We start from the raw sequence: 12,818 nt of genomic DNA on the forward strand, positions 1-12,818 counted from the left end.
CGAGCCGTTCCAGCGGGTACTGGCGGTGGAGGAGTGCGGCTTCGAGGTGTCGCTGGTCGAGGTGGCGCCGCAGGAGCTGGATGCGGCGGTGGCGGAGGCGGCCGGGTATGCGTTCGACCTGACCTCGGAGATACCGCTGCGGGCGACGCTGCTCGCGCTCGGCGAGGCGGACCATGTGCTGGTGTTGCTGGTGCACCACGTGGCGGCCGACGGCTCGTCGACGGCGCCGTTGGCGCGGGACCTGTCGGTGGCGTACACGGCGCGGGCCACGGGCCGGGTGCCCGTGTGGGAGCCGCTGCCGGTGCAGTACGCGGACTACGCGTTGTGGCAGCGGGAGGTACTCGGGGACGAGGACGATCCCGAAAGTGTGCTGTCCGGTCAGGTGGCGTACTGGCGTGAGGCCCTGGCAGACGCGCCGGAGGAGCTGGAACTGCCGGCAGACCGCCGGCGCCCGGCGACGGCCTCGCACCGTGGTGAGAGCGTGGAGCTGCGTGTTTCCGCCGAGACGCACCGGGAATTGGCTGCGCTGGCCCGGGAGCGGGGAGCGACCCTGTTCATGGTGCTGCAGGCGGCGTTGGCGGTGATGCTGAACCGCCTGGGTGCGGGCACGGACATTCCGATCGGGTCGCCGGTCGCCGGGCGCACGGACGAGGCGCTCGACGAGTTGGTCGGGTTCTTCGTCAACACGCTCGTGTTGCGGACCGACCTGTCCGGCGACCCGACCTTCGAGGAGCTCGTCGACCGGGTCCGGGAGAGCGGTCTGAGTGCGTTCGAGCACCAGGACGTGCCGTTCGAGAAGCTGGTGGAGGAGCTCTCCCCGGCGCGGTCGATGGCACGCCACCCGCTGTTCCAGGTCATGCTCACCCTGCAGAACACGGCGTCGGCGGCCCTGGAGCTGCCCGGCTTGCAGTCCGGGGCGCTTGCCACGGGCGCGCCGGCGGTGAAGTTCGACCTGGACGTGAGTCTTGGTGAGGTCTTCGACGCGCAGGGCAGGCCGGCGGGTTTGCGCGGCGTGTTGGTCGGGGCCGCTGACCTGTTCGACGCGGACACGGTCGAGCGGATGGCGCAGTGGCTGGTCCGCGTCCTGGAGACGGTCTGCAAGGCGCCGCAGTCGCGTCTGGCGGTGGTGGATGTGCTGGGTGAGGCGGAGCGGCAGCTGCTCCTGGAGGAGTGGAACGAGACGGCGGTCGAAGTGTCCGGTGGGACGATCGCGGGGTTGTTCGAGGCGAGGGTGGAGCTGGCACCGGGTGCGGTGGCGGTGGCGGCTGATGGTGTGGAGGTGTCGTACGCGGAGCTGGATGCGCGGGCGAACCGGCTGGCGCGACTGCTGATCGGCCGCGGAGTGGGCCCGGAGTCGGTGGTGGCGGTGTGCCTGGAGCGCGGTGTGGACCTGATGGTCTCGTTGCTCGCGGTGGTGAAGGCCGGCGGCGCCTACATGCCGGTGGATCCGGACTATCCGGCGGAGCGGATCGCCTACATGCTCGGTGATGCGGTGCCGGTGGTGGGCTTGGCGGCTGGTGCCACAGCAGGGGCACTGGCGGGGTCGGTGCCGGTGGTGGTCCTGGACGATGCTGCGACGGTTGCCGAGCTGGCCGGCTGCGAGGCTGGTCGGGTGATGGATGCGGAGCGTCGGTCGCCGTTGCTCGCGGCGCATCCGGCGTATGTGATCTACACGTCGGGGTCGACGGGTCGCCCGAAGGGCGTGCTGGTGTCGCATGCGGGCGTGGCGCACCAGGTGGCGGGTCATGTGCGGTGGTTCGGGGTCGGTGTTGGTTCGCGGGTGGGGCAGTTCGCGTCGGCGGGCTTCGACACCTTCGGGTGGGAGTGGTTCATGGCGTTGCTGTCGGGTGCCGCGTTGGTGGTGATTCCGCAGGACCGGCGCCTGGGTGAGGCGTTGCCGGTGTTCCTGGCGGAGCATGGGGTCACTCATGTGACGCTGCCGCCGGCGGTGTTGGCGACGTTGGACGCGGAGTCGGTGGACCGTGGCGTGCTGGTGGTGACGGCGGGTGAGGCGTGTCCGCCGGAGGTGATGGCGCGCTGGGCCGAGGGCCGCAGGATGTTCAACTCCTACGGTCCGACCGAGACCACCGTCGATGCCACGTTGTGGCAGTGCGATCCGGCGTCGTCGGTGGTGGCGATCGGCACGCCGGTGGTCAACACCCGGGTGTACGTGCTGGACGAGTACTTGCAGCCCGCACCGGTCGGTGTGGCGGGCGAGTTGTACGTCGCGGGCGCGGGTCTGGCGCGCGGCTACCTGGGTCGTGCGGGGCTGACCGCGGAGCGGTTCGTGGCGAACCCGTTCGGTGCGCCGGGTGAGCGGATCTACCGCACGGGTGACCGGGCGCGGTGGACGGCTGCGGGGCAGTTGGTGTTCGCGGGGCGGACCGATGACCAGGTGAAGATCCGTGGCTTCCGGATCGAGCCGGGTGAGGTCCAGTCGGTGGTGGCCGGGCACCCGCAGGTCGCGCAGGCGGCCGTGGTGGTGCGCGAGGACGCGCCGGGTGACAAGCGACTGGTGGCCTACGTGGTGCCGGCCGGCGATGGTGCCGGCGAGGAACTGGCTGCTGTGGTGCCCGGTTTCGCGGCCGAGCGGCTGCCGCAGTACATGGTTCCCGCCGCGGTGGTGGTGCTGGACGCGCTGCCGGTGACGGTGAACGGCAAGCTGGACCGCAAGGCCCTGCCCGTCCCGCAGTACACGACCGGCACGGGTCGGGCACCGCTCACGGTGCAGGAGGAGCTCCTGTGCCAGGCGTTCGCGCAGGTGCTGGGTCTGGAGAGCGTCGGCGTCGAGGACGACTTCTTCGCCCTGGGCGGACACTCCCTGCTGGCGACCCGTCTGGTGAGTCGGATGCGGGTGCTGCTTGGCGTGGAACTGCCGCTGCGGGCGGTGTTCGAGGCGGCCACCCCGGCCGGGCTGGCGGCCTGGCTCGGGCAGGCCACCGCAGGCCGGGCGGGAGTGACCCCGATGGCACGTCCGGATCGGGTGCCGCTGTCGTTCGCGCAGCGCCGGCTGTGGTTCCTCGGCCAGTCGGAGGGTCCGAGCGCGACCTACAACATCCCGATCGCGTTGCGGCTGACTGGGGAGTTGGACCGGGGCGCCCTGGCTGAGGCGCTGCTGGACGTGATCGGTCGGCACGAGGTGCTGCGCACGGTCTACCCGGTCGTGGGCGGCGAGCCGTTCCAGCGGGTACTGCCGGCCGGCGAGGCCGGGTTCGAGCTGCCGGTCGTAGCGGTCGGGGCAGCGAAGTTGGATGCCGCGGTGGCCGAGGCTGTTACGTATGCCTTCGACCTCTCGTCCGAAATCCCGCTGCGGGCAACGCTGTTCGCGGTCGATCAAGATGACCACGCGTTGGTGATGGTGGTTCACCACATCGCCGGGGACGGCTGGTCGACGGGGCCGTTGGCGCGGGACGTGTCGGTGGCGTATGCGGCGCGGTTGGATGGCCGGGCGCCTGGGTTCGAGCCGTTGCCGGTGCAGTACGCGGACTACGCGTTGTGGCAGCGGGAGGTGCTCGGTAGTGAGCAGGACCCGGACAGTGTGGTGTCCGGGCAGGTGGCGTACTGGCGTGAGGCGCTGGCCGGAGCGCCGGAGGAGTTGGAACTGCCGGTGGACCGCCAACGCCCGGCGACGGCTTCGCACCGCGGCGAGAGCGTGGAGCTGGCTGTCTCCGCCGAGACGCACCAGCGGTTGGCTGCGCTGGCCCGGGAGCGGGGGGTGACTCTGTTCATGCTGTTCCAGGCGGCGTTGGCGGTCACCCTGAGCCGGATCGGCGCGGGGACGGACATCCCGATCGGTGCGGCGATCGCCGGGCGTAGCGACGAGGCGCTGAACGACCTGGTCGGTTGCTTCGTGAACACCTTGGTGATGCGTACCGACCTGTCCGGCGACCCGACCTTCGGCGAGGTGCTGGAGCGGGTGCGGGAGGCCAGCCTCGGGGCGTTCGAGCATCAGGACGTGCCGTTCGAAAAGCTGGTGGAGGAGTTGGCGCCGGCGCGCTCGCTCTCCCGGCACCCGCTGCACCAGGTCATGTTGACCGTTCAGAACACGGCTTCGGCAGCGTTGGAGTTGCCCGGCTTGCGGCCTGGGGCACTTGCCGTGGGCGCCCTGGCGTCGAAGTTCGACCTGGACGTGATCGTGAGTGAGGCGTTTGATGCGCAGGGTGTGCCGGCGGGGTTGCGCGGCACGCTGATTGCGGCGGCTGACATGTTCGACGCGGAGACCGTGCGGCGGATCGCGGGCTGGTTGGTCCAGGTCCTGGAGACGGTTGTCGCTGAGCCGCAGACACGGTTGTCGGCGGTGGATGTGATGGGTGAGGCTGAGCGTGGGTTGGTGGTGGAGGAGTGGAACCGGACGGGGGTGGAGTTCGGTTCGGAGTTGGTGCCGGGGTTGTTCGCTGGGCGGGTGGCTGCGATGCCGGGTGCGGTGGCGGTGGTGGCGGATGGTGTGGACGTGTCGTTCGCGGAGTTGGAGGTGCGGGCGAATCGGTTGGCGCATTATCTGCGTGCGCAGGGTGTGGGTGCGGAGTCGTTGGTGGGGTTGTGTCTGCCGCGTGGGGTGGAGATGGTGACCGCGGTGTTGGGGGTGTGGAAGGCGGGGGCGGCGTATGTGCCGTTGGATCCTGAGTATCCGGCGGAGCGGTTGGCGTTCATGTTGCGAGACAGTGGTGCGTCGGTGCTGGTGGGTGTGGAGGAGGTGCTGGACGAGCTGCCGGTGGGGCGGGGGGTTCGTACGATCGCGGTGGATGAGCCGCTGGTGGTGGGGGCGTTGGCGGCGCAGCCCGCGACGGCTCCTGAACTCAACCTGCTGCCGGGCCAGTTGGCGTATGTGATCTACACGTCGGGGTCGACGGGTCGCCCGAAGGGTGTGGCGGTCACGCATGGCGGGTTGGCGAACTATGTGCGGTGGGCTGTCGACGCGTATGGGATGGACGGGGGTGGTGGTGCGCCGTTGCATTCGTCGTTGTCGTTCGATTTGACGGTGACGAGTGTGGTGGTGCCGTTGGTGTCGGGTTCGGTGGTGGTGGTGAGTGCGGTTGGTGGTGCGGAGGGTCTGGCGGAACTGCTCGCCGGGCGGGGTGGGTTCGGGTTGGTGAAGGCGGTGCCGGGTCATCTGCCGTTGCTGGCCGAGCTGGTGTCGGATGAGGCTGCGGCCGGTTCGACGCGTCGTCTGGTGGTGGGTGGTGAGGCGTTGCATGGGGCTGATGTGCGGGCGTGGTTGGCGCGGGTTCCCGACTCGGTGGTGGTGAATGAGTACGGCCCGACGGAGACGGTGGTGGGGTGCTGCGTCTTCGAGCTGACTGCCAGTCAGGACATTGCGGACACGGTTCCGATCGGTCGTCCGATCGCGAACACGCGTCTGTTCGTGCTGGATGGGTCTCTGCGGCCGGTGCCGGTGGGTGTGGCGGGTGAGTTGTACATCGCGGGTGCGCAATTGGCTCGTGGGTATTTGGGTCGGCCTGGGTTGACGGCGGAGCGGTTTGTGGCGTCGCCGTTCGAGCAGGGTGGCGGGCGGATGTACCGCTCGGGTGATGTGGTGCGGTGGACGGGGGATGGGCGGTTGGAGTATCTGGGGCGTGTCGATGAGCAGGTGAAGGTCCGTGGTTTCCGGATCGAGTTGGGTGAGATCGAGGCGGTGTTGGCTGGGCATCCGCAGGTGGCGCAGGCGGCGGTGATGGCGCGTGAGGACGTGCCGGGTGACAAGCGCCTGGTGGCCTATGTGGTGTCCGATGAGGACGAGGCGGTGGGGATCGCCGAGGCGGTGCGCGGTTACCTGGGTGAGCGTCTGCCGGAGCACATGGTGCCCTCCGCGGTCGTGGTGCTGGACGCGCTGCCGCTGACGGTGAACGGCAAGGTGGACCGCAAGGCCCTGCCCGCACCGGACTACACGGGCCTGGCCGGCGTGGGCCGGGCACCGGCCACGGTGCAGGAGGAGATCCTGTGCCAGGCGTTCGCCGAGGTGCTGGGCCTGGAGCGGGTCGGTGTCGACGACGACTTCTTCGTCCTCGGCGGCCACTCGCTGCTTGCCGTCTCCCTGGTGGAGAACCTACGGACGCGAGGCGTGTCGGTCTCGGTGAAGGCGCTCTTCGAGACCCCGACGCCGGCCGGCCTGGCCGGTGCCGCCGGGCGGGTTGAGGTGGTGGTGCCGCCGAACCTGATCCCCGAGGGCGCCACCGGGATCACGCCGGAGATGCTGCCGCTGGTGGATCTCACCGCGGCGGAGATCGAGCGGATCGTGGCGAAGGTCGAGGGCGGCGCGGCCAATGTGGCCGATGTCTACCCACTGGCCCCGCTCCAGGAGGGCCTCCTGTTCCACCACCTGATGGCGGATCAGGGCGCCGAGGCGGATGTCTACATGCAGCCGTCGGTGTTGGGATTCGACTCGCGGGAGCGCGTGGACGAGTTCCTGGCGGCACTGCAGTGGGTGATCGGCCGGCATGACATCTACCGCACGGCGTTCGTGTGGGAGGGCCTGGCCGAGCCGGTGCAGGTGGTGTCGCGCCGGGTGGAGCTGCCGGTCCAGGAGATCGTGTTGGACCCGCAAGGGCCCAGCCCGGTGGAGCAGTTGATGGCCCTCGGTGGATCGTGGATGGATCTGACCCGGGCGCCCCTGATGACGGTCCACTTCGCGGCGGAGCCCGGCAGTGACCGCTGGCTGGCACTGCTGCGGACCCACCACATGGTGCAGGACCACGCCTCGCAGGACGTGCTGCTGGAGGAGCTCTCCGCGTTCCTGGCCGGTCGGGGCGACGCGTTGCCGGAGCCGCTGCCGTTCCGCGACTTCGTCGCCCAGGCCCGCCTGGGCGTCCCGCGTGAGGAGCACGTGCGGTACTTCGCCGAGCTGCTCGGTGACGTCACTGAGACGACGGCGCCGTTCGGGGTGCTGGATGTGCATGGTGACGGCACCGCCGTGATGCGCTGCCAGGTGCCCTTCGAAGCTGAAGTGGCCGGCAGGCTCCGTGATGTGGCGCGGCGGCAGGGCGTGAGCCCGGCCACGGTGTTCCACCTGGCGTGGGCCCGGGTGCTGGCAGCGCTGTCGGGCCGTGACGATGTGGTGTTCGGCACGGTGCTGTTCGGCCGGATGAACGCGGGCGCCGGTTCGGACCGGGTGCCGGGTCTGTTCATGAACACCCTGCCGGTGCGCGTGCGGTTGGACGGGCAGAGCGCGGGTGAGGCGCTGGAGGGCATGCGAGGCCAGCTGGCCGAGCTGCTGGTGCACGAGCACGCGCCGCTGTCGCTGGCACAGCAAGCGAGTGGGATGACGGGCGGCAGCCCGCTGTTCACCTCCCTCTTCAACTACCGCCACAGCGAGACCGCTGTACGGGGTAGTGGCCCCCGCATCGAGGGCGTCGGGCTGCTGACCGTGAGCGACCGCACCAACTACCCCGTGACCATCTCCGTCGACGACAACGGGAGCGGCTTCTTCCTGACCGCCGATGCGGTGGCACCGGCCGATCCGGAGCGGATCTGCGCGCTGCTGCAGGCGGCCGTCACGAACCTCACTGCGGCTCTGGAAGAGGCTCCGCAATCGCGGTTCGCGGCGGTGGACGTGCTGGGTGAGGCTGAGCGTCGCCTGCTCCTGGAGGGGTGGAGCGACACGGCGGCCGAGGTGGCGTCGTCGACGTTGCCGGGGTTGTTCGCGGCGCAGGTGGCGCGGACGCCGGACGCGGTGGCGGTGGTGTTCGAGGGTGCCGAGGTGTCGTACGCGGAGTTGGATGCGCGGGCGAACCGGTTGGCGCGGTTGCTGGTCGGCCGAGGGGTGGGGCCGGAGTCGGTGGTCGCGGTTTTGATGGAGCGCGGCGTGGAGCTGGTGGTGGCGCTCCTGGCAGTGGTGAAGGCGGGGGGTGCGTATCTGCCGATCGATCCGGCGTATCCGGATGACCGGATCGGGTACACGTTGGGTGATTCGGGTGCGCGCCTGGTGCTGGCCTGCGCTGAGCTTGCGGGTCGGCTGGATGGGTTCGGTGTCGAGGTGACGGCGTTGGACGAGCCGTCGCTGGTGGCGGAGTTGGCGGCGCTCGATGGTGCGGCGGTGGACCGCGTGGTGTCGCCGGGGCATCCGGCGTATGTGATCTACACCTCCGGGTCGACGGGTCGGCCCAAGGGCGTGGTGGTGACGCATGGCAATGTGACCGGGTTGTTCGCGCAGGCCGGGCCGCTGTTCGGCGGCTTCGGGGCGGACGATGTGTGGTCGTGCTTCCACTCGTTCGCGTTCGACTTCTCGGTGTGGGAGTTGTGGGGTGCGCTGCTGCACGGCGGTCGGGTGGTGGTGGTCCCGCACGGGGTGTCGCGCTCGCCGCAGGAGTTCCTGGCGCTGATCGAGCGTGAGCGGGTGACGGTGTTGAGTCAGACCCCGTCGGCGTTCTACCAGTTGGCGGCCGTGGAGGAGCAGCGGCCCGAGGCGGTGGCGTCGCTGCGTGCGGTGGTGTTCGGTGGCGAGGCGCTGGATCCGGCCCGTCTGGACGGGTGGTGGGGGCGTCATGGTGACGGCGGTCCGCGGCTGGTGAACATGTACGGCATCACCGAGACCACGGTGCACGTCACGTTCCGCGAGCTGGCCTCGGGTGAGGGTGGGTCGGGCAGCGTGATCGGGCGCGGTATCCCGGGCCTTGGTGTCTATGTGCTGGACGACTTCCTGCGGCCGGCTCCGGTGGGTGTGACCGGTGAGATGTACGTTGCGGGTGGGCAGTTGGCGCGGGGGTATCTGGGTCGTCCGGGGTTGTCGGCGGAGCGGTTCGTGGCGTCGCCGTTCGGCGTGCCGGGTGGGCGGCTGTACCGCACGGGTGACCGGGCGAAGTGGTCGCGCGACGGCGAGTTGGTGTTCGCGGGGCGAGCCGACGACCAAGTGAAGATCCGCGGTTTCCGGATCGAGCCGGGTGAGGTTCAGTCGGTGGTGGCCGGGCACCCGCGGGTCGCGCAGGCGGCCGTGGTGGTGCGCGAGGACGCACCGGGTGACAAGCGTCTGGTCGCGTACGTCGTCGCGGACGGCGACAGCGCCGAACTCGTCTCGGCCGTCCGTGAGTTCGTGGCTGGACAGCTGCCGGCGTACATGGTGCCGTCGGCGGTGGTCGTGTTGGAGGAGCTGCCGCTGACGGTGAACGGCAAGCTGGACCGCAAAGCCCTGCCCGCCCCGGAGTACGCCGTGGGTGCGAAGGCTCCCCAGGGCGCCGGCTCGGGGAGTGCGTTCGAGCAGACCGTGTGCGAGGCGTTCGCGAAGGTGCTGGGGTTGGAGAGCGTCGGTGTCGACGACGACTTCTTCGCGTTGGGCGGGCATTCGCTGTTGGCGGTGTCGCTGGTGGAGGAGGTGCGGTCGCGCGGTGTGTCGGTGTCGGTGCGTGACCTGATCACCAATCCGACCGTGGCGGGGCTGATCGGCACGCTGTCCTTGTCGTCGGTCAAGGACGCGCTCGGCGGCATGCTTTCCATCCGGCCGGGCGGCAGCAAGCCGCCGTTCTTCCTCGTGCATCCCGGAGGCGGGTTGAGCTGGTGCTACCTGCCGCTGGCCCGGTACATCCCGCAGGAGTATCCGCTCTACGGGCTGCAGGCCGGCGGGCTCGACGGCACGAGTGAACTCGCGGTCTCCGCGGTGGAGATGGCTGCGGCGTACATCGCGCAGATGCGTTCCGTGCAGCCGGAGGGCCCCTACCACCTGGTGGGTTGGTCCTTCGGCGGGGCGCTGGCACATGAGATCGCGGTGCAACTCCAGGATGCGGGTGAGCAGGTGGCCGCGTTGGTCATCCTGGACACCTTCCCGGCGGAGCAGGAGGCGGAGCTCGCCGCGGTCGGCGAGGCAGCCCGCAACTCCGGGGAGGCGGGGGACCTGCCCGCCCAGAAGATCCAGCAGCTCCGGGCGGATCTGGGCCATGTCCTCGGCGGGGCCTCGGATGAGGAGCTGATCCGCATCGTGCGCGTCTTCGACAACAACGTGCGGCTGCAGGCGGAGCACCGGCCCGGTCGGTTCGACGGGGATGCCCTGGTGATGGTCGCGACGGAGGGCAGGGCGACCGATGTGCCGTGGGCGCAGCGGTGGCAGCCGTACATCTCCGGTGAGCTCACCGAGGTGCAACTGCCCTGCGCGCACGCCGATGTGGTACGGCCTGACACGCTGGGCCAGGTGTGGGAAGCCGTCGCGGAGTGGCTGAGCCCGGGCCGGTCGTAGCGGTCCCCTTACGGGCGCAGCGGCCGTCGGTGATTGATCCACCGGCGGCCGCTGCGGCTTTGTCGGGAGTTGCTGAAGGATCAACCCCGGTTGTCGGGGGACCGACCTGCTGCCGTGCATCCACCGCCGGACGGTAGCCGTCAGACGGATGGTCAGCGTGATCGTTTAGTCCGACGGGATGACGATACGCAGAGGCGTCCGGGTATACGTTCTACCTGCCTGCCCCGCGGTGACTCCCCCGTTCGCCGGGGGCGGGACACGTGCCCGCCCCCGGCGTCCGCCCTGATTGTGCCGGGGGCGCGGCAGGGGATCTCAAGCCGAGAAGAGACCAGTAGGGCTTGGTCGGGTCCGCCCTGGTGCGGGTGTGTCGCGGTGGGAGGCAGGGCGTGCGCCGGCCCAGGTGGCGAGCAGGGTCCGCAGTCGTCCACAGTCTGGTGGAGGACCTGGTGGAGGACCTGGTGGAGGTCCCAGGCCGTGGCCGTCTCCTGTGGAGCCCGGACCGGCTGCCCCGCTGCCCGTTTCTGCTGCCGAAGGCATCCGGCCGCGCCGACCGCCCGGCGGTCGGCGCGGCCGGACCGGTCAGGCGGGGGACTGCTGGGCGAACTGGGTGCGGTAGAGGTCGGCGTAGACGCCGCCGGCATCGAGCAGTTCGTCGTGGGTGCCGCTCTCGCGGATCCGGCCGGCCTCGACCACCAGGATCTGGTCGGCCTCGCGGATGGTGGAGAGGCGGTGGGCGATGACCAGCGAGGTCCGGCCGTGCAGCGCGGTCTTGAGGGCGCGCTGGATGGCCGCCTCGGACTCGGAGTCCAGGTGTGCGGTGGCCTCGTCCAGGACGACGATCGGCGGGGCCTTCAGGAGGAGCCTGGCCAGCGCGATGCGCTGCTTCTCGCCGCCGGACAGGCGGTAGCCGCGGTCGCCGACGACGGTGTCGAGGCCGTCGGGGAGGGCGTCGATGGTGTCCCAGATCAGCGCGGCCTGGCAGGCCTCGATCACTTCCTGTTCAGTGGCGCCCGGGCGGGCGTACTCGAGGTTGGCGCGCAGGGTGTCGTGGAAGAGGTGCGCGTCCTGGGTGACGACGCCGACGGTTTCGCGCAGCGACTGCAGGGTCAGCTCGCGGATGTCGTGGCCACCGATCCGTACGGCCCCCTGGTTGGGGTCGTAGAGGCGCGGCACGAGCTGGGTGATGGTGGTCTTGCCGGCGCCCGAGTGTCCGACCAGGGCGGTCAACTTGCCTGCGGGAGCGCGGAAGCTGAGCTCCTGGAGGGTCCAGGAGTCGTCGGCCCGCTCGGGGCGGCGCAGCGCGATGGACTCCAGCGAGGCGAGGGAGACTTCGCCGGCGCTCGGGTAGCGGAAGTGGACCTGGTCGAACTCGATCTCCGGTGCCGCGTCGCCCGTCGGTGCCGCGGGCAGTTCCCGGGCGTCGGGACGCTCGGCGACGAGCGGCTCCAGGTCGAGGACCTCGAAGACGCGGTCGAAGCTGACCAGGGCGGTCATCGCGGTGACCTGCAAGGTGGAGAGCAGGTTGACGGGTCCGTAGAGCCGCAGCAGCAGGGTGACCATGGCCACCAGGGTGCCGAGTTTGAGGGTGCCGTCGATGGTCAGACTGCCGCCCAGTCCGTAGACCAGCGCGGTGGTGAGGGCGGTGAGGACGGTGACGATGATGAAGAGCATCCGCCCGTAGACGACCCCGGCGACGGCGACGTCGCGCACCCGGCCGGCCTTGCTGCTGAACAGCTTCGTCTCGTCGTCGGTGCGGCCGTAGAGCTTGGCGAGCATGGCACCCGCGACGTTGAAGCGCTCGTTCATCATCGAGCTCATCTCGGCGTCCAGTTGCATGGTCTCGCGGGTGATGCGCTGGAGCTTGCCGGCGATGAAGCGCACCGGCAGCAGGAAGAACGGGATCATCACCAGGGCCGCGACGGTGATCTGCCAGGACAGGTAGAGCATCGCGACGAGGACCATGACGATGGTCAGCAGGGTGGACACCGACTCGGTGAGCAGCGTGGTCACGGCCTGGCGGGCGCCGATGACATCGGCGTTGAGCCTGCTGACCAGTGAGCCGGTCTGCGCCCGGGTGAAGAAGGCCAGCGGCTGCTTCTGCACGTGGGAGAAGACCTTGCTGCGTAGGTCGAAGACGAGTCCTTCGCCGATCCGGCCCGAGCACCAGGCCTGCAGGTACACGGCCGCCGCGTCGATCAGGGCCAGCGCGGCGATGACGCCGCACAGCCAAGCGACAGTGCTGGTGCGCCGGGGGATGATGCCGTCATCGATGATCATCTTGAGGAGCAGCGGGTTGCTGACCGTGATGACCGCGTCGGCGACGGTGGTCAGCAGCAGCAGGGCCAGCGGCCAGCGGTACCTGGTGCCGTAGGGGATGATCCGGCGAACCGTTCCGGGTCTCACCCGCTGCTTGGTGATCGATTCGTCGTCGAGCCGTCCAAGGGGACCGAGGCCCGGCCCGCCCGTCATCGCCATGGACAACTACCTCGCATTCTGATGGCACGTCAGGACATGCCTGAGAAAGTCGGTGATCGTGGTGCTGAATGCGTTCGACGTTCCGGGTTTCCGAGTCGGCCGCAGTCGGGGATCTCCATCACGTCGCGGCACGGCAGGGCCTCGGCGTCCTCAGCCGCAGGCCGTGGGCAGGTCAATCCCTCAACTC

At 70.0% G+C, this 12,818-nt stretch carries 2 protein-coding genes; one reads left to right on the forward strand and one right to left on the reverse strand.

All coding sequences use genetic code 11. The features are described 5' to 3' along the window. Window positions 1–10,156: non-ribosomal peptide synthetase (locus LN042_RS37505; RefSeq protein ID WP_283843992.1), on the forward strand; the 10,156-nt coding region annotated here is incomplete at its 5' end. Between the two features lie 579 nt (window positions 10,157–10,735). On the opposite strand, the gene LN042_RS33360 is transcribed toward LN042_RS37505, so the two are convergent. Further along, window positions 10,736–12,631 (reverse strand): ABC transporter ATP-binding protein, encoded by a 1,896-nt coding sequence (locus tag LN042_RS33360; protein ID WP_308191907.1) that lies wholly within the window; start codon window positions 12,629–12,631, stop codon window positions 10,736–10,738. Between the last annotated feature and the right edge of the window lie 187 nt (window positions 12,632–12,818).

This window comes from Kitasatospora humi, from assembly GCF_020907985.1.
Lineage (GTDB): Bacteria > Actinomycetota > Actinomycetes > Streptomycetales > Streptomycetaceae > Kitasatospora > Kitasatospora humi.